We start from the raw sequence: 17,328 nt of genomic DNA, 5'->3' as shown, positions 1-17,328 counted from the left end.
CGATGTTCATTCAGACCGAAGCCACCCCAAATCCGGCAACGCTGAAGTTTTTGCCTGGGCGTGTGGTGCTGGAAACCGGCACGGCCGAATTCCTGAACGCGGAGCAGGCGCAGGCTTCACCGCTGGCACAGACCCTGTTTGAAATTCCAAGCGTCACCGGTGTATATTTCGGTTTCGATTTCATCACCGTCACCAAGGACGACGCCGAATGGCATCACCTTAAGCCGGCGATCCTCGGTTCGATCATGGAACACTTCATGTCGGGTCGCCCGATCCTCGGTGAAGCCCGTACGGCTGAATTTTCGGACGAAGAAGATGAGTTCTTCGATGAAGGCGATGAAACCATCGTGGCAACCATCAAGGAACTGCTGGATAGCCGTGTTCGTCCTGCCGTGGCGCAGGATGGTGGCGACATCACCTTCCGCGGTTTCCGCGATGGCACCGTTTTCCTGAACATGAAGGGCGCATGCTCCGGTTGCCCGTCTTCGACGGCAACATTGAAGCATGGCGTACAAAATCTGCTCAAGCATTTCGTTCCTGAAGTGCAGGCTGTCGAATCCGTCTAACACAAAGGCAAAATGGCATGATCGTTCTGGCGCTTGATACATCGGGAGGCGACTGCGCCGCCTGTGTTTATGACAGCGTTAGGGATGTCGTTCTTGGCAGAGTGTGCGAAACCATCGGCAAGGGCCATGCCGAACTGTTGATGTCGATTGTCGATAGGGCACTTGAAGCGTCTGAACTCGAGCTCAAAGCCGTGCAGCGGATCGCCGTGACCATTGGCCCTGGTTCCTTCACGGGCATTCGTGTTGGAGTTTCTGCCGCGCGTGGTTTTGCCTTGTCGCTCGGGGTTGAGGCTGTCGGGCTAACCACGCTTGAGGTGATGGCCAAAGACTGGCAGGACCAGAACGGACAGAAACCGGTCACGATCGCGCTGGATGCGCGTCGTGGCGAGGTTTACATCCAGTCCTTTGCGGCGGATGGCTCGCCTGTCACAAATGCAGAACTGCTGCCTTTGGAAGATGCGATTTCCCTGTTCTCCCGTTTGGGCGGTGAGGTTTTCGGGTCGGCAGCAATTCTTTTGAACGGCGAAGCCAATGTCGCTGGACCTGATCGTTTCGAAATTACAGCCGTGGCGCGCCTTGGCGCGGCCAAGCCGCAAGGTGGGCCTCGCCCGGCGCCGCTTTACCTGCGTGGCCCTGATGCGAGACCGCAAACGGGATTTGCGCTGGAACGACGTGCTCATGCCTGATAATCCGGCATGGTAATGTATTTATGCGGTGATTCCCTGCGATGATCGATCAGTATTTGACCCTGAAACCCCAATTCGAAATTGTACCTTTGGTACAAGACGATACTCATGCCATCGCCGAGCTGCACAAGCTGCGGTTCTCCCGACCGTGGAGCGAGGACGAGTTTGACAACCTTCTTGTCCAGTCCAACTGCTACGGCTTCGTGGCACGACAGACCAACGCGTTTTTCAGCAAACCTTTGTCGGGTTTCGTGCTGGCACGTGAGGCCGGTGGCGAAGCGGAAATTCTGACGATTGCGGTACAGGAAAAACTGGGTCGTACCGGTCTTGGTTGGCGGCTTATGCAGGCGGCAGTGCGCGAAGCGGCTGGCCGAGGCGCTGATTCCATGTTCCTCGAGGTCGATACCAGCAACGCCGCTGGTCTCGGTCTTTACCGCAAGCTCGGTTTCCAGCAGGTTGCCGAACGCAAGGCCTATTACACAGCCCCCGACGGTACACAGTCGACGGCGCTTGTCATGCGGCGCGATCTTCGCTAGTTCGGTTTATGAAGATTTTCTATATCCCGCCTTCTTCCACGAGGGCGGGGCATTGATGTGAAGGCCTTGACGACGTGACAGATCTTACAAAAACGCTGGAAGAGCTGTGCACCGAACGCGGTATGCGCATGACCGATCAGCGCCGGGTCATTGCCCGCGTTTTGCAGCAATCCGAAGATCACCCTGACGTGGAGGAGCTGTATCGCCGCTCGTCTGAGGTTGATCCACGCATTTCCATCTCGACTGTCTACCGCACTGTAAAGCTTTTCGAAGATGCAGGTATTATCGAACGTCATGATTTTCGTGATGGTCGTTCCCGTTACGAAACCGTGCCGGAAGAGCATCATGATCATCTGATCGACCTGAAAAATGGCGTGGTGATTGAGTTCCGTTCGGCAGAAATCGAGGCACTCCAGGAGAAGATCGCCCGCGAGCACGGTTTTAAATTGGTGGACCACCGTCTTGAACTCTACGGTGTGCCGTTAAAGCCTGAAGATCACTGAACGGTGCGAGTAGTCACGTTATGATGCTGTGGCTGCGGATTATCTATCTTGTCGTTGTGCTGACACTGCTGACGCTGCTGTTGCTACCGTTCCAGCTTGTCGGTCTGGCGTTTGATCTGCGCATCCGTCGTTTTCTGCCGCGTGTCTGGCATCGGGTGGCGTGCCACACGCTGGGTCTGAAAATCACCGTACACGGCGCGCCAGATCGAAACAGGCCATTGATGCTGGCGGTCAATCATGCCTCATGGAAAGACATCATGATCCTCGGCAGCATTGCCGATGTGGTTTTTATCGCCAAAACGGAAGTACGCGACTGGCCGGTTTTCGGTGTGCTGGCGCGGCTGCAGAAAAGCATCTTCGTTACCCGTGAACAGAAACGCAGCACCGGTGCGCAGGTCAACGAGATCGCCCAGAGAATGGCGGCAGGCGAAGTTGTCGTGCTGTTTCCCGAGGGAACCACGTCGGATGGAAACCGGCTTCTTGAAGTGAAATCGTCGCTGTTTGGTGCGGCCTCCACCGCCGTCGACCAGGTGCCAGGTGGTGTTGTCTATGTCCAGCCGGTGGCAATTGCCTATACCGGTGTTCAGGGCATGGCGATGGGGCGCTACCATCGCCCGTTGGTCGCCTGGCCCGGATCTCTGACGCTGCTGCCTCATCTGGTGGGTGTATTGCGCTCAGGCGCGCTTGAGGTGGATGTGACCTTTGGTGAAAGCGTGGCTTTCAAGCGTGGTGACAATCGCAAACATCTGGCCGTCAGCGTTACCGCTGCCATTCGTCGCATGCTACAACAAAGCCTTCGCGGTCACTGGCGCTAAACCATCATACCGTAGAAAGGCTGGTCGTCTCGCTGATATCGACACCGTTACCGGCACAAAGCTGAGGCTGGATCACAGCGAGGCTGCCTGCAGCGCGAACGAAATCGATCTGTCGTGCAAAGCCAGTTTTCTGCAACAGGTGTTTGACATGGGTACGAACCGTCTCCTTTGCCGTTCCGGTTTGTGAGGCGATCTTGTCCAGGCTTCGCCCTTCCGAGAGGTGAGCGGCGATTTTTGCTTCCGTAGGGGAGAGGTCGTAAAGCCCCTTCAACCACTCCGCATTCAGGCTGACATTGCCAACCGGTCGCGCCAGAATAAGCAGCGTGCCACCAGCACCGATGATGTCCTGTGCCTGCATGCAAGCCGGAATAACGTGCAGAATTCCCACAGGTGTCTTGCTTTCAGATCGCACCGGGATCGAGCGGACAGAGCGCTGCTGCAGACTGTGGCCATCAAGCGACTGTCGCAACAACCGATCGGCCTGTTTGTCGAAAAGCGCCAATCGCCCGAATGCTGCCGGCAGGAACATCTGTCCGGCGAGTAGGTCGAATGACGAATTGGTGGCGATAACTTTGGACGCATGCGACAGGACGGCGGCAGGAATGCCCAGCAATTGCAGCGTCGCCATCGCCGTCATTGTCTGTTTCATCTTCAGGCGGCCGGCAAGTGCAACGGCGCGTCCCAGATGTGGACGCACGCCGTTTAGAAACGCAAGCTCGCGGTCGACAAAACGCCCCTCAGCCATGCGCCGGTCGACGGAAAACACGGCAATGTCGTCACCCGAACCCTTGATAACGGTGGCGGCCGTAAAGGCGATGTCCCGTGGCAACAGGAAATCCTGGAAAATCGGCAGCGTACGAATTTCTTCTTCATCGAAGAAATCCGTATCCAAAACGAATTCAGGATCACTCTTCGCCAGCAAACGCTCGAGCCGCACATTGCGCTCACCCCATCCGCCGGCGACATATTCCTCCATGATGGTTTTCGTCGCCTGAGGAGCATCCCAGGTCAGTTGCCCGTCGGCCAGAATGAACAGAGATCCGCCACGTCCTCTGACTTGATCTGACAGACTATCAATAACCGAAGGCCAAAGCTCTGGAAGAAGCCCTGCTGCATAGATTTGACTGACAATATCGTGGTGAATTTCACTCATGGATAACTGTAGTGTTTGAGAGCAATACTTAAACATACATTCACGCGATATATATTCGGTAAATTTATCAAGAATTACAGAGGGGAAATTGTAAAAAATCATCAAAAATCATATTATTTTTATGTTCCAGACCACAATCACGCCAAGGCAGTGCATTAAAGCGAAATAGCCACCGGCACATTTTTCTGTTTAATATGGCTCTGAAAATGACTAGATAGCCGCCATGACACAGCAAACGACAGCAATCGCAGAAGCCGATGTTTCTCTTCGTGAGGGAAGCAACAGCCGCAAAGTTTTCATCAAGACTTACGGCTGTCAGATGAACGCCTACGATTCCGTGCGCATGAGCGATGCTCTTGCGAAGGATGGTTATGTGCCCACCGAGGACATGGCCGAGGCGGATCTGGTGCTGCTGAATACCTGTCATATCCGCGAAAAGGCCGCTGAGAAGGTTTATTCTGCGCTTGGTCGCCTGCGTGACATGAAGAAGTCACGGCAGGAAGAAGGTCGCGAATTCATGATCGGCGTCGCCGGTTGCGTTGCGCAGGCTGAAGGCGAGGAAATTCTGCGCCGTGCGCCGGCCGTTGACGTGGTGATTGGTCCTCAGACCTATCACCGCCTGCCTGCTGCCCTCAAAAGGGTACGTGACGGTGAGCGCGTGATCGAAACCGATTACGCGGTTGAAGACAAGTTCGAGCATCTGCCGGTTGCTGACAAGGCGAAGATCCGCACACGTGGCGTAACCGCGTTCCTGACGGTTCAGGAAGGGTGCGACAAGTTCTGTACCTTCTGCGTGGTGCCTTACACCCGCGGTTCGGAAGTATCACGTCCGGTGTCGCAGATCGTTGATGAGGCCATGAAGCTGGTTGACGGCGGCGTGCGTGAACTGACGCTACTCGGCCAGAACGTCAATGCCTGGAAGGGCACCGGTCCGAAGGGCGAAGAATGGGGCCTTGCCCAGCTTCTTTACAAGCTGGCGGAAATCCCAGGTCTGGCGCGTCTGCGTTACACAACCAGTCATCCGCGCGATATGGATGACTGTCTTATCGATGCGCACAGCAACCTGCGCATCCTTATGCCTTACCTGCACCTGCCCGTACAATCCGGATCGGACCGTATTCTCAAAGCCATGAACCGCCGCCACACCGGCGCGGAGTATGTGCGGTTGATCGAACGCATTCGCGGCGCACGTCCGGACATTGCCATGTCGGGCGATTTTATCGTCGGTTTCCCCGGCGAGACCGATGCGGACTTCGAAGACACGCTGAACATCGTCGAAACCGTCAGATATGCACAGGCTTTTTCGTTCAAATATTCCACGCGTCCAGGAACGCCCGGCGCGGATCTGAAAGACCAGGTGCCGGAAGATGTGAAGTCGCAACGTCTTGAAAGACTTCAGAATTTACTGCTGAAACAGCAAAATGAATTTGCCACATCGCTCGTCGGACAGACCATGGATATTCTTTTGGAGAAGCCGGGCCGCATGCCGGGACAGCTAATTGGCCGTTCTCCCTGGCTGCAATCCGTGAATCTTGATGCAAACACTTTGAAAATCGGTGACATTGTTAATGTACGAATCACCGCAACGGGTCCAAACAGCTTGTTTGCCGAGGTGGCAGGCAGTTAGAGTGAGGATCAGCAACTGACTGGGACAGGAGCCTGACCGCTTGAACGCACACGAATTGGTATCATCTTCATCGCGCCAGCCACGCTCAGCCGCGACCGACGCCAATCACTTCGTCCTCACGTTCGAGAATAACAGAATTGCTGGAGAGCTATTCGGTCAGTTCGATCAGAACCTGAAGCTGCTGGAACAGCGTCTGAATATCGACGCCCGACCGCGCGGCAATTCGGTTGCCATTACCGGCGACGTTGTGGCCACCAATCAGGCACGCCGCGTGCTCGATCTTTTGTACGAGAGCCTGCTGAAAGGCCGCTCTGTTGAACTTTCCGATGTTGAAGGCGTAATCCGCATGGTTCTAGCCGCTGACGACCAACTGACCCTGCCGACCATGGAAGGTAAGGTCAAGCTTTCCATGGCGCAGATTTCCACCCGCAAGAAGACCATTTCTGCGCGTACGCCGACACAGGACGTTTACATGCGTGCGCTGGAACAGTCGGAGCTTGTGTTCGGTGTCGGTCCGGCCGGTACGGGAAAAACCTATCTGGCGGTAGCCCATGCTGCGCAGCTCCTGGAACGTGGCGCGGTTGACCGTATCATCCTGTCTCGCCCTGCTGTCGAGGCCGGCGAGCGCCTTGGCTTTCTGCCGGGTGACATGAAGGAAAAGGTCGATCCTTATCTTCGTCCTCTCTATGACGCGCTCTACGACATGATGCCGGGCGACAAGGTCGAACGTGCCATTCAGGCTGGCGTCATAGAAATCGCGCCGCTCGCTTTCATGCGTGGCCGCACGCTCGCCAACGCCGCCGTCATTCTCGACGAGGCGCAGAACACCACCTCGATGCAGATGAAGATGTTCCTGACGCGTCTTGGCGAAAATGGCCGCATGATCGTGACCGGTGACCCAAGTCAGGTGGATTTGCCGCGTGGCGTGAAATCCGGTCTGGTGGAAGCGTTGCAGATTTTGAACGGCGTGGAAGGTGTTTCGGTGGTCCGCTTCAAGGATGTCGATGTTGTACGCCATCCGATGGTCGCGCGCATCGTACGCGCCTATGAGGCACAGACGGCGGTTGCAGATGAAAGTCTGAGCCCGGAAAAGTGAAAACAGGTAAATGACAGCACTGGATATCCAGATAAGTGTCGAGGACGACGCGTGGCCCTCGGAAGACGTACTTTTTGCGCTTTGTGAAAAGGTTCTCGGCACTGCCGCCCAGTTTCTGGTGAAAGAGGAACAGCAGCCTTTCCCCAAAATGGCACCGGAAATTTCGCTGGTCTTCACCAATGATGCCGAAATTCGCGAAATCAACGCCGAATGGCGCGACAAGGACAAGGCAACCAACGTCTTGTCCTTTCCAGCCTTTCCGCTGGAGCCGGGCGGGATGCCCGGTCCGATGCTGGGCGATATCGTCATCGCGCGCGAAACGGTCGAGCGCGAAGCGACTGATCTGGAGAAGAGTTTCGACGATCACCTGACACATCTTATGGTGCATGGATTTCTGCATTTGTTCGGGTATGATCATATGGAAACCGAGGAAGCGGAAGAAATGGAGTTGCTTGAGACTCGCATTTTGGCTTTGCTTGGACTATCTGATCCCTATGCGGGACAAGATCCGCTGTCATAATTATAGTTTGGAGCCATGAACGAACATTCGGCAAGACCCTCTGAGCAGGGCAAGGAAACAGGGGAACAGTCCTCATCGGAAGAGGGCAGTAGTCCTTTACGACAGGACTCGATACAGAAAAGCAAAGGGACACTCTGGTCCCGTCTCTCACGCCTTTTGAGGCCGCTGCAAGGTGAACGCTTGCGTGAGGACCTGGCTGATGCGCTGATGACCGATACGGATGTCGCCACAGCCTTTTCGCCCGAAGAACGGGCAATGCTCAACAATATCCTGCGTTTCCGCGAAGTTCGCGTTGAAGACATCATGATCCCGCGCACGGACATCGATGCCATCGACCAGAACATGACAATCGGCGAAGCGATGATCCTGTTTGAAGAAACAGGTCGCTCACGTATGCCGGTCTACCTCGAAACCCTCGATGATGCCCGTGGCATGATCCATATTCGCGACCTGCTGGCCTATGTTGGCAAGCAGGCACGCAACAAGCGCCGTGTCGGCACGCGTCCTGCGCAGACCGATGGCGCCAAGGCACCGAAAACACCACGTGCGGATTTTGACCTGGCGCGTGTTGATCTGAGCAAGACGGTGCAGGAGGCGGGCCTTGTCCGCAAGATCCTGTTTGTTCCGTCCTCCATGTTGGCCGCTAATCTGCTGCAAAGCATGCAGGCGCAGCGCACCCAGCTAGCACTGGTTATCGATGAATATGGTGGCACGGACGGTCTCGTCAGCCATGAAGATATCGTCGAGATGGTGGTTGGCGACATTGACGACGAACATGACAATGAAGAAGCCATGTTCACCCGTCTGCCTGACGGCGTTTTTGTTGCCGATGCGCGTGCAGAACTGTCCGAACTGCAGGAGGCGATCGGGCCTGACTTCGACGTCGCCGAACATCTCGAAGAAGTCGACACGCTGGGCGGCCTGATTTTCTTCCTGCTGGGTCGTATCCCCGCGGTTGGAGAAACCGTGCATGCCGTTTCCGGCTTCGAGTTTGAAATTCTCGATGCTGACAGCCGTCGTGTCAAACGTGTGCGCATCACCCGCCGTGCCATCGACAGCGAAGATGGCGATGAAGACAAGGCAATTGTTACGCTTGTTGCCGCTTCCGCCTCGCGTCAGGCATCTGGCCAGGGCGATGCCGTCTGACAATGTTGAACCGTGGCGAGAACAGCTTGGCTGTTTTCGCCACTTTTGCCATCCACACAAGTGAATGACATCTGTTGGTCAGTGTGGCTAGTGAAATGCCCGCTTATGCTGTCGGGTTGCTATGTTAATGTGCCTGGCACAGCAAAATATTTAACGATCCACCATTGCTTTCACCCAGATATATTTATGTCTCTCGCCCAAATCGGTTTATCTGACATAACCAATGCATATTTGATTCGATAACAACTGTCGGTCAAACCGATCTGTTGTGATGCGCAGAACGTAATATCAAGGGCCAGCGCCAAGGCGTACGGGGGTAACCTGCGGCTCTTTCCAACGGAATGGAGACCAGATGGAGCGGCTTGCAGGCAAGGTCATGCTCTTGGGGGGATTCAGGCGTGGTCTTCTGGCTATTGCTGCTGGTGCCATCGGTGCCTTGGCGCTCCCGCCCTTTGGCTTTTTCGCAGCACTTTTTCTGTCTTTCACCCTGCTCGTCTGGTTGATGGATGGCTCCGTTGGTTCTGCCAATGGTGGTGGAACCGGCCGCTGGTGGTCATCCGTTCGCATTGGTTGGCTGTTCGGTTTTGGATATTTTGTCGCCGGCCTGTGGTGGCTCGGCAACGCGCTGCTGCTGGAGGCGGATGAGTTTGCCTGGGCGCTGCCTTTGGCGATCCTTGGTCTTCCAGCCGTGTTGGCGTTGTTTTACGGCCTGGCGACTGGCCTTGCCCATCTTCTTTGGTCGGAAGGGCTGGGACGTCTCACAGCTTTGGCTGCCGCTTTTGGTCTAGCGGAATGGCTGAGAAGTTTTGTTGCCACCGGTTTTCCCTGGAATGCCATCGGTTACGGTGCCATGCCCATTCCTGTCATGATGCAGTCGTCCCATGCCATCGGGCTGTTTGGTGTCAGCATGCTGGCGGTTTATGTGTTTGCCGCACCTGCACTGCTGGGTACACGAAAAGGCGCTGCTGCCGGCATTGGCCTTGCCGTCATTCTTGCCGCAGCACATCTCGGATATGGCGCATACAGGCTTTACACCGCGCCAGCACGTAATGAAGACGGCCTGACGGTCCGCATCGTTCAACCCGCCATTGATCAGTCGCGCAAACTTGAAAACACCGACCGGGCGGCGATCTTCGAAGAGCATTTGAGCCTGACGGCTTCACCGGTCGCTGCCGGCAAAAAACGTCCTGACATCATCATCTGGCCGGAAACCTCTGTGCCGTTTATCCTGACCCAAAACCCGGATGCGCTGGTACGGATCGCCGACGTATTGGAGGATGGGCAGGTGTTGCTGACCGGCGCGGTGCGTTCGGAAGAAGCCGCCCCTGGCATGCCGCCGCGTTTTTACAATTCGATTTACATGATCGACAGCCAGGGACAGATCCTCGGCGCTGCCGACAAGGTCCATCTGGTGCCGTTCGGGGAATATGTGCCGTTTGAAAATATCCTGACAAAGTGGGGTATCGAAAACATCGTCAATCTTCCCGGTGGCTTTTCTGCCGCAGCAAATCGCAGTCTGTTGACCTTGCCGAGTGGGCAGAGCTTCTATCCGCTGATCTGTTATGAGGCGATCTTCCCCAATGAAATCGCCAATGGGTTGTCTGGCGCATCCCTGCTTCTCAACATCACCAATGATGGCTGGTTCGGGCAGACACCGGGTCCCTCGCAGCACTTTTTGCAGGCACGGTTGCGAGCGGTTGAAAACGGCGTCGGCATGATTCGTGCGGCAAATAACGGAATTTCTGCAATAATTGACCCCATGGGACAAATTGTCGCAGGGCTGGCAAATGGTCAAAAAGGAGTTTTTGACGCTACCCTGAGTAGTGGTGTTTTGCAATCAGTAGATAATGGGACTCGCGAGGATCACTTTTGGTTGATCTTTGGGGCACTGCTTATAATAGCAATAGTTTCGCGTTTGGGTTTAGTTTTTAAGGGTAATTGACCGAAAAACCCTAAAAAGGCATAGTGATATTGCATATAGCTACAACGCAGATGGTATATGGTGGGGAACTTAGGGGCTGCCGTTTCGTTGAAGGTGTCGCTGGCAACTTTTTGATGCGCCGATGACATGTTTTTGACGTGTTTGAGATGCGGAAAGTGCCACCGGAATTTTTAAAGTACCCGCAATGATCCGGGGCAACCGGACATTTTGCATTTGACGCAACGTATCGATGTCAGGACATTGACTATGACCGAGAACAAAAAGAAGCCAAATCCCATCGACATTCACGTCGGTAGCCGGATCAGGTTGCGCAGGACAATGCTTGGCATGAGCCAGGAGAAGCTGGGTGAAAGTCTTGGCATCACCTTTCAGCAAATCCAGAAATACGAAAAGGGCACAAACCGCGTTGGCGCCAGCCGGCTGCAGAACATTGCTGCAATCCTCAATGTTCCGGTGTCCTTTTTCTTCGAAGATGCACCAGGCGACCAGCCGGGTTCTGCAACGGGTTCGGAAGCGTCCAGCTCCAATTACGTGGTCGACTTTCTGTCCTCGTCTGAAGGTCTGCAGCTTAACCGCGCTTTCGTGAAGATTTCAGACGCGAAGGTCCGTCGTCGTATTGTTGACCTGGTCAAGGCGCTTTCTGCTGAAGGCGAAGCCGAGTAACAAGGCCGGTTTATGATTGTTGCCGCTGTGGTCGAGAGGCCGCGGCGGGTTTTTGTTGTCTGCTGTCTGGAAGCTGGCCAGTAAATAGGAACTCTACGGAATTGCTCACATAAAGATATATTTATGTCGTTGTCTCCTTGTTTTTCTGGCGTGAAATGACTAACACACGCAGAGGCCATTTCTTTGAGGGGAATCCCGTATGCGTGCCAACTACCTTTTCACCAGCGAATCCGTGGCTGAGGGTCATCCGGACAAGGTGTGTGATCGTATTTCGGATGAAATCGTCGATCTCGTTTATCGTGAAGCTGTAAAGTGCAAAGTCGACCCGTGGAGCGTTCGTATCGCATGCGAAACCCTGGCCACGACCAATCGTGTTGTGATTGCAGGTGAAGTTCGCCTGCCGCCAAGCCTGATGAAGAAGGACAAGGACGGCAAGGACGTCATCAACCCCGCCAAATTCAAGGCTGCTGCTCGCCGTGCTATCAAGGACATCGGCTATGAGCAGGACGGCTTCCACTGGAAAACCGCCAAGATCGACGTACTGCTGCACTCACAGTCTGCCGATATCGCGCAGGGCGTGGACAGTGCAGCTGACAAGCAGGGTGATGAAGGCGCTGGCGACCAGGGCATCATGTTCGGTTACGCCTGCCGCGAAACCCCTGAACTGATGCCGGCCCCGATCTATTATTCCCACCTTATCCTGCAATTGCTGGCAACCGCTCGCAAGAAGGGTGATGGCGATGCTGCAAAGCTCGGCCCCGATGCCAAGAGCCAGGTGACAGTCCGTTACGTCGATGGCAAGCCTGCCGAGGTTGTCTCGATCGTTCTGTCTACCCAGCACCTCGATGAAAGCTGGGATTCCAAGAAGGTCCGTTCGGTTGTCGAACCTTACATCCGCGAAGCTCTGGGCACGCTGAAGATCGCTGATGATTGCCAGTGGTACATCAACCCGACCGGCAAGTTCGTCATCGGTGGTCCTGATGGCGATGCTGGTCTGACCGGCCGCAAGATTATCGTGGACACCTACGGTGGTGCCGCTCCGCACGGTGGTGGCGCATTCTCCGGCAAGGACACAACCAAGGTAGACCGTTCCGCAGCTTATGCTGCGCGTTACATCGCCAAGAACGTTGTGGCAGCCGGTCTTTCCGACAAGTGCACGATCCAGCTTTCCTACGCCATCGGCATTGCTCAGCCGCTGTCCGTCTATGTCGATCTGCATGGCACCGGCAAGGTGACGGAAGATCAGGTTGAAGCAGGTATCCGCAAGGTTATCGATCTGTCGCCAACCGGTATTCGTCGCCATCTTGACCTGAACAAGCCAATTTATGCTAAGACCGCGTCCTATGGACATTTCGGACGCAAGTCCGGACGTGACGGTTCGTTCTCCTGGGAGAAGCTTGATCTGGTCAAGCCGCTCAAGGAAGCATTGAAGGCTTAAAACAACGCATGGCAGACGATAGTGAGCGGCGCGAACGCGCAACCGAGGCATTTTTCGGCAGACGCAAGGGCAAACCCTTGCGTGACCGGCAGAGCGATGACATCGCAAATCTGCTGCCGGAACTGAAAGTCGACCTTGCCAGCGCGCCGCCAGCTTCGCTTGTCTCGCTGTTCCCGGAGCCGGTCGAACGGTTGCGTTTGGAAATCGGATTTGGTGGCGGTGAACATCTGGTTCACCGCGCCATCGAAGAGCCGAAAACCGGCTTCATTGGCGTTGAACCTTTCGTCAACTCCATGGCCAAGCTGCTTCGCCAGGTCGGTGACAACAACATCAACAATATCCGTCTTTACGATGATGATGCGACGCAGCTTCTCGACTGGTTGCCGGATGCTTGCCTCGATCAGATCGACCTGTTGTATGCCGATCCATGGCCGAAAAAAAAGCACTGGAAACGACGCTTTGTCTCTACGGTCAACCTGTCCCGTTTCCACCGTGTGCTAAAGCCGGGTGGGACATTCTGCTTTGCCTCTGACATCGATACCTATGTCAACTGGACGCTGACCCATTGTCGCGATCATGGCGGTTTTGAATGGACAGCAAAATCGGCCGAGGACTGGAAAACTCCTTACGCGGGTTGGCCAGGTACACGTTATGAGGCCAAGGCAAAACGCGAAGGCCGCACGTCGGCCTACCTCACCTTCATTCGCGTTTGAATCAGAGTTTTCAGAAAAATCACGAAAAAGCCGGGTCTCGCCCGGCTTTTCTGTTTTGAATGGACTTGATCCAATCGTCGATATCAAATCCGTTGGTCGACTTCACTGGCCAGTGGAATGGATGGCTGGGCGCCGTGTTTGGTGCAGGCAAGAGAACCGGCGGCGGCAGCGCGCGTGAGAGCCGTTGCAAAGTCCAGTCCCTTGTCGAGGCCGGCTGCCAGATAACCGCAGAACGTATCGCCAGCACCCACAGTATCAACCGGTTCGATCTTCAGGCCCATTGCCTTGTGGAACTGGCCGTCACGCATGGCGATCACGCCTTCTGCGCCAAGTGTGATGATGATGGTCTGGCCAGTCCGGGCGTGCATGTCCTGCATCGCCTGCTGGCGGTCTTCGCTCGAAATGCCCTGTTTGCCGATCAACAGCTCGAATTCTGTCTCATTGGCGATGACGATATCGGCAAGAGCGGAGATACGCGCTGCGTCATCTGTCAGCGGCGCGGTGTTGATAATGCTGGTCACTCCCTTGTCTTTCGCGCCACGCAGGGCAGCTTCAAGCGCATCAACGGGAATTTCAAACTGCAGCATTAACGTGTCGCCCTTGCCCATGCCGTCAAGCGCCTTTGCGGCGTCGTCAGGGGTAATGGTGCCATTGGCCGCAGGGACGACAGCAATCATGTTCTCTCCACCTTCACCGACCAGAATGACGGCCGTACCGGTCGCGCCGGGTGAGGTCTTGACGGTTGTTAGGTCAACCCCTGCTTCGTCAAGCAGTTCCAGCGCCGGTTTGGCGAAGGTGTCATCGCCCGCAGCTCCGGCCATTCGCACGGTGGCGCCGGCGCGTCTGGCTGCCAAGGCCTGATTGGCGCCCTTGCCGCCAGCAGCGGTTGTAAAGGTTTGGCCGTTGACGGTTTCACCGGGTTTGGGCAGGCGTTGAGCGGTCGCGACGAGATCCATGTTGATGGAGCCGAATACAGTAATCATGATATGTCCAATTGCTGTTCAATTGCGGCGACTTTGCCCGAGGCGGTCACTCGTCGTCAACCACCCGGAACTTGAGACTGCCTATTCGGCTCTCCAATGGCTGTGGAGAAGGTGTGGACGGCTGCTCCGGCGTGTCGGTTCCAAAATCCAGCGCTTCGATCTTGTTGCCGCGTTTTGCCAGCTTGTCTGCCGAGGTCATGATAAGATCCACGTCTTTCTGGGCGGCCTGAAAATGTCCCTGCAGCTTGCGCGTGCGGTCGTCAAGCCGATTGAGGTCGTCCATCAGCAGAGCAACTTCACCCTGAATGAGATGGGCCTGTTCGCGCATGCGCTGGTCTTTCAAAACGGACTGAATGACCTGTACTGACAACATCAGCAGCGATGGCGAAACGATGACCACCCGCATGCGATGGGCCTTTTGTACGACCGCTTCGAAATGCTGGTGGATATCGGCAAAAATCGATTCTGACGGCACAAACAGAAAGGCGGTGTCCTGCGTTTCGCCAGCCAGCAGGTATTTTTCCGAAATGTCACGGATATGTACTTCCATGTCCCGGCGAAACTGCTGGGCCGCAAGTTTTCGCACTTCCGGCGTGGTTTCCTCGCGCATGGCATTCCAGGCTTCCAGCGGAAATTTGGCGTCGATCACCAGTGGCGGCGCATTGTTGGGCATCCGCACTGTGCAATCCGGTCTGGAGCCATTCGACAGGGTCGGCTGCAACGCATAGGCATTGGACGGCAGGGCATCGGCGATGATCGTTTCCATCCGCGCTTGCCCAAAGGCACCACGCGTCTGTTTGTTGGAAAGAATAGCTTGGAGACCAACAACGTCGCGGGCAAGGGTCTGGATGTTGCTCTGGGCAGCATCGATCACTGCCAGTCGTTCCTGCAATTTGCTGAGATTGTCGTGGGTGGATTTTGTCTGCTCGGTCAGCGTCGCGCCAATGCGCTGCGACATGCCATCCAGTCGTTGGTTGAGGTGCTGGCTCAACTCCGATTGCCGGGTTGACATTGTCTCGGTCAAAGCCGAGATGCGTCCGTGCAGTTCCGCTTGCGTGCGCAGTAATGCGCTGACTTCGCTTTGTGCATCATTGCCGCGCCTAGAAAAGCGCATGGAAATGAAAGCCGGTAAAGCGATCGCAAGCAGCATCAGGCATACCAGAAGAGCGCCTGCAGAAATCTGCGCACCACCTACAGTCAGCACCGGTATGCCGAGAACGGGAAAATCAATGTTCATGGCCGAGCCTAACCGGATTCGATTTGATTCGGAAGATCAAAACAAGAACATTGCAGGCTTTGGTTTATGTCCGAAAGAAAGGAGTTTTAATTTTAGAAAATTCGAAAGGAATCGTGGTGTAACCATGAATTAACCACGTTTCGGGTCCGGCGACAGACCGGAGCATGGCCTCACTGGGGTGCAAGGGGACCGTGCATGACAACAAATGACAGTAAACAGGTGCTGGCCAAACGGCTCGATTTCATTGGTCTCGATTCCGAGGCACGAAAAAGGCTGAAAGATCTGGAGCCGGTAATAGCAGGCAATGTCGCAGCCGCGTTGGACACGTTTTACACCAAGATCAGGGCCACCCCGGAAACGGCCGCATTTTTTCGCAACGACAGTCACATGCAGGGCGCCAAAAAGCGCCAGGTCGAGCATTGGGGTGTGGTTGGGTCGGCAAGCTATGACGAAAAATACGTCGATGGTGTCCAGGCTGTTGGACAGGCCCATGCCCGTATCGGTCTTGAACCCCGGTGGTACATGGGCGGTTACGCCCTTCTCATGGAGCAACTCATCCACGCCGTGATGAGAGAGCGCTGGCCGTCACGTTTCGGCAAACACAAGGCAAAAGGCCTTGCGGAAGATGTCTCGGCCATCGTCAAGGCTTCGGTACTGGACATGGATTATTCCATCTCCATTTATCTCGAGATCCTCGACCAGCAACGCAAGCAGCTGGAAGAAGAGCGCCAGCGCAATGCGCGCGAACAACAGCAGGCGCTGGCATCGCTGACTGGACTTCTGTCGGCTCTCGCCAAGGGTGATCTTGAAACCCGCCTGACTGAAAAGATGCCGGATAATTTCGAGAAGATTGGCAATGATTACAACGTTTCGGTTGAAAACCTGAACGAGACGATTGCCGCGGTCCGCCAGACTGCAGAGCAAATTCTCAAGGCCACCACCAGCATTGCCAATGCCACGGAAAACCTGTCACAGCGCACGGAGCAGCAGGCAGCTGGGTTGGAAGAAAGCACCGCTGCGCTGGCGGAACTCACACAGAATGTCGCTGTGACGGCAACCGGTGCACAAAAGGCAGCAGCGGCAGTGGGGGCTGCACTGAGCGATGCGCATTCCTCTGGAGAAGTGGTCACCCGCGCCGTTCAGGCCATGGGGGATATCGCTGATTCCTCTAGCGAAATTTCCAAGATCATCGGTGTGATCGATGAGATCGCTTTCCAGACCAATCTTCTTGCTCTTAATGCCGGTGTTGAGGCGGCGCGTGCCGGTGAGGCAGGGCGTGGTTTTGCGGTGGTGGCACAGGAAGTGCGTGAACTGGCGCAGCGTTGTGCGAACGCCGCCAGAGAGATCAAGGGCCTGATTTCGCAAAGCTCGAACCAGGTTCAAAATGGGGTTGGGCTGGTCAACAATGCCGGTGAGGCGCTGCGCATGATTACCGATCGTATTGGCGACATTGACCGGATCGTCTCACAAATCGCCACAGCGGCGGAAGATCAGTCCGGCGGATTGCGGGAAGTCAACGCTGCCGTTGGTGCCATGGATACGATAACCCAGCAGAATGCTGCCATGGTCGAACAGACATCGGCACAGACCATCACGCTGCGCCATGAGGTCGAACAGCTTGTGCAGTCACTGAACAAGTTCAAAACCCGCTCGACCCTCCGCCAGATCAGTCCGGATAGGGATGCGGTTCGCTGGGCCGGTTAA

The 17,328-nt window shown here is 55.5% G+C and carries 17 protein-coding genes; 14 read left to right on the top strand and 3 right to left on the bottom strand.

Annotated features, from left to right (window positions below):
* The first annotated feature begins 2 nt into the window (after nucleotides 1-2).
* The 5 genes from RT613_RS11830 (at nucleotide 3) to RT613_RS11810 (ending at nucleotide 3,106) form a co-directional block, all read left to right on the top strand.
* Nucleotides 3-566 carry a NifU family protein gene (locus RT613_RS11830; RefSeq protein ID WP_313615564.1) on the top strand — a complete coding sequence of 188 codons (564 nt, stop codon included), beginning with the start codon at nucleotides 3-5 and terminating at the stop codon, nucleotides 564-566.
* A 17-nt stretch (nucleotides 567-583) separates the two neighbouring features.
* The gene (gene tsaB / locus RT613_RS11825) at nucleotides 584-1,252 is read left to right on the top strand and encodes a tRNA (adenosine(37)-N6)-threonylcarbamoyltransferase complex dimerization subunit type 1 TsaB (protein ID WP_313615562.1); all 669 of its coding nucleotides are present in this window, start codon (nucleotides 584-586) and stop codon (nucleotides 1,250-1,252) included.
* Between the two features lie 41 nt (nucleotides 1,253-1,293).
* The gene (rimI, locus tag RT613_RS11820; RefSeq protein ID WP_313615561.1) at nucleotides 1,294-1,788 is read left to right on the top strand and encodes a ribosomal protein S18-alanine N-acetyltransferase; all 495 of its coding nucleotides are present in this window, start codon (nucleotides 1,294-1,296) and stop codon (nucleotides 1,786-1,788) included.
* 74 nt (nucleotides 1,789-1,862) lie between these two features.
* The gene (locus RT613_RS11815; RefSeq protein ID WP_313615560.1) at nucleotides 1,863-2,291 is read left to right on the top strand and encodes a Fur family transcriptional regulator; all 429 of its coding nucleotides are present in this window, start codon (nucleotides 1,863-1,865) and stop codon (nucleotides 2,289-2,291) included.
* Nucleotides 2,292-2,314: 23 nt separating this feature from the next.
* Nucleotides 2,315-3,106 carry a lysophospholipid acyltransferase family protein gene (locus RT613_RS11810; RefSeq protein ID WP_313615669.1) on the top strand — a complete coding sequence of 264 codons (792 nt, stop codon included), beginning with the start codon at nucleotides 2,315-2,317 and terminating at the stop codon, nucleotides 3,104-3,106.
* A 4-nt stretch (nucleotides 3,107-3,110) separates the two neighbouring features.
* Here the strand turns inward: RT613_RS11810 and RT613_RS11805 are convergent, their stop codons facing one another.
* A complete protein-coding gene (locus tag RT613_RS11805) occupies nucleotides 3,111-4,259 on the bottom strand; it encodes a helix-turn-helix transcriptional regulator (protein ID WP_313615559.1) in 1,149 nt (382 codons plus the stop codon).
* Nucleotides 4,260-4,482: 223 nt separating this feature from the next.
* On the opposite strand from RT613_RS11805, the gene miaB reads away from it, so the two are divergent.
* The 8 genes from miaB to RT613_RS11765 all read left to right on the top strand — a co-directional run bounded on the left by miaB (nucleotide 4,483) and on the right by RT613_RS11765 (nucleotide 13,404).
* Nucleotides 4,483-5,886 (top strand): tRNA (N6-isopentenyl adenosine(37)-C2)-methylthiotransferase MiaB, encoded by a 1,404-nt coding sequence (miaB, locus tag RT613_RS11800; RefSeq protein ID WP_313615557.1) that lies wholly within the window; start codon nucleotides 4,483-4,485, stop codon nucleotides 5,884-5,886.
* A 40-nt stretch (nucleotides 5,887-5,926) separates the two neighbouring features.
* Entirely contained in the window at nucleotides 5,927-6,982 is a 1,056-nt protein-coding gene (locus RT613_RS11795) for a PhoH family protein (RefSeq protein WP_313615555.1), read from the top strand.
* Between the two features lie 10 nt (nucleotides 6,983-6,992).
* Complete coding sequence (gene ybeY, locus RT613_RS11790; RefSeq protein ID WP_313615554.1) at nucleotides 6,993-7,502, top strand: rRNA maturation RNase YbeY; 510 nt, start codon at nucleotides 6,993-6,995, stop codon at nucleotides 7,500-7,502.
* 15 nt (nucleotides 7,503-7,517) lie between these two features.
* Nucleotides 7,518-8,648, top strand: coding sequence for a hemolysin family protein (locus tag RT613_RS11785; protein WP_313615552.1), 1,131 nt, complete (start codon nucleotides 7,518-7,520; stop codon nucleotides 8,646-8,648).
* 352 nt (nucleotides 8,649-9,000) lie between these two features.
* The gene (lnt, locus tag RT613_RS11780; protein ID WP_313615551.1) at nucleotides 9,001-10,590 is read left to right on the top strand and encodes an apolipoprotein N-acyltransferase; all 1,590 of its coding nucleotides are present in this window, start codon (nucleotides 9,001-9,003) and stop codon (nucleotides 10,588-10,590) included.
* A gap of 246 nt (nucleotides 10,591-10,836) precedes the next feature.
* Nucleotides 10,837-11,253 carry a helix-turn-helix domain-containing protein gene (locus tag RT613_RS11775; protein WP_313615549.1) on the top strand — a complete coding sequence of 139 codons (417 nt, stop codon included), beginning with the start codon at nucleotides 10,837-10,839 and terminating at the stop codon, nucleotides 11,251-11,253.
* A 199-nt stretch (nucleotides 11,254-11,452) separates the two neighbouring features.
* The gene (metK, locus tag RT613_RS11770) at nucleotides 11,453-12,691 is read left to right on the top strand and encodes a methionine adenosyltransferase (protein ID WP_313615547.1); all 1,239 of its coding nucleotides are present in this window, start codon (nucleotides 11,453-11,455) and stop codon (nucleotides 12,689-12,691) included.
* Between the two features lie 8 nt (nucleotides 12,692-12,699).
* Nucleotides 12,700-13,404 (top strand): tRNA (guanosine(46)-N(7))-methyltransferase TrmB, encoded by a 705-nt coding sequence (locus RT613_RS11765; protein WP_313615545.1) that lies wholly within the window; start codon nucleotides 12,700-12,702, stop codon nucleotides 13,402-13,404.
* Between the two features lie 83 nt (nucleotides 13,405-13,487).
* On the opposite strand, the gene RT613_RS11760 is transcribed toward RT613_RS11765, so the two are convergent.
* Both RT613_RS11760 and RT613_RS11755 read right to left on the bottom strand, forming a co-directional pair.
* Entirely contained in the window at nucleotides 13,488-14,387 is a 900-nt protein-coding gene (locus RT613_RS11760; RefSeq protein WP_313615543.1) for a ribokinase, read from the bottom strand.
* Nucleotides 14,388-14,433: 46 nt separating this feature from the next.
* Nucleotides 14,434-15,624 carry a DNA recombination protein RmuC gene (locus tag RT613_RS11755; RefSeq protein ID WP_313615541.1) on the bottom strand — a complete coding sequence of 397 codons (1,191 nt, stop codon included), beginning with the start codon at nucleotides 15,622-15,624 and terminating at the stop codon, nucleotides 14,434-14,436.
* 195 nt (nucleotides 15,625-15,819) lie between these two features.
* On the opposite strand from RT613_RS11755, the gene RT613_RS11750 reads away from it, so the two are divergent.
* Nucleotides 15,820-17,328 carry a globin-coupled sensor protein gene (locus RT613_RS11750; RefSeq protein ID WP_313615539.1) on the top strand — a complete coding sequence of 503 codons (1,509 nt, stop codon included), beginning with the start codon at nucleotides 15,820-15,822 and terminating at the stop codon, nucleotides 17,326-17,328.

Source organism: Agrobacterium sp. (assembly GCF_032092815.1).
Classification (GTDB): domain Bacteria; phylum Pseudomonadota; class Alphaproteobacteria; order Rhizobiales; family Rhizobiaceae; genus Agrobacterium.
This window is presented reverse-complemented; position numbering and strand designations above follow the sequence as displayed.

Coding starts and splice junctions, on each gene's coding strand:
- RT613_RS11760 (WP_313615543.1), bottom strand. CDS start 14,387: ATGATTACTGTATTCGGCTCCATCAACATGGATCTCGTCGCGACCGCT.
- RT613_RS11775 (WP_313615549.1), top strand. CDS start 10,837: ATGACCGAGAACAAAAAGAAGCCAAATCCCATCGACATTCACGTCGGT.
- miaB (WP_313615557.1), top strand. CDS start 4,483: ATGACACAGCAAACGACAGCAATCGCAGAAGCCGATGTTTCTCTTCGT.
- RT613_RS11750 (WP_313615539.1), top strand. CDS start 15,820: ATGACAACAAATGACAGTAAACAGGTGCTGGCCAAACGGCTCGATTTC.
- metK (WP_313615547.1), top strand. CDS start 11,453: ATGCGTGCCAACTACCTTTTCACCAGCGAATCCGTGGCTGAGGGTCAT.
- RT613_RS11810 (WP_313615669.1), top strand. CDS start 2,315: ATGCTGTGGCTGCGGATTATCTATCTTGTCGTTGTGCTGACACTGCTG.
- RT613_RS11830 (WP_313615564.1), top strand. CDS start 3: ATGTTCATTCAGACCGAAGCCACCCCAAATCCGGCAACGCTGAAGTTT.
- RT613_RS11765 (WP_313615545.1), top strand. CDS start 12,700: ATGGCAGACGATAGTGAGCGGCGCGAACGCGCAACCGAGGCATTTTTC.
- RT613_RS11755 (WP_313615541.1), bottom strand. CDS start 15,624: ATGAACATTGATTTTCCCGTTCTCGGCATACCGGTGCTGACTGTAGGT.
- tsaB (WP_313615562.1), top strand. CDS start 584: ATGATCGTTCTGGCGCTTGATACATCGGGAGGCGACTGCGCCGCCTGT.
- lnt (WP_313615551.1), top strand. CDS start 9,001: ATGGAGCGGCTTGCAGGCAAGGTCATGCTCTTGGGGGGATTCAGGCGT.
- rimI (WP_313615561.1), top strand. CDS start 1,294: ATGATCGATCAGTATTTGACCCTGAAACCCCAATTCGAAATTGTACCT.
- RT613_RS11785 (WP_313615552.1), top strand. CDS start 7,518: ATGAACGAACATTCGGCAAGACCCTCTGAGCAGGGCAAGGAAACAGGG.
- RT613_RS11805 (WP_313615559.1), bottom strand. CDS start 4,259: ATGAGTGAAATTCACCACGATATTGTCAGTCAAATCTATGCAGCAGGG.
- ybeY (WP_313615554.1), top strand. CDS start 6,993: ATGACAGCACTGGATATCCAGATAAGTGTCGAGGACGACGCGTGGCCC.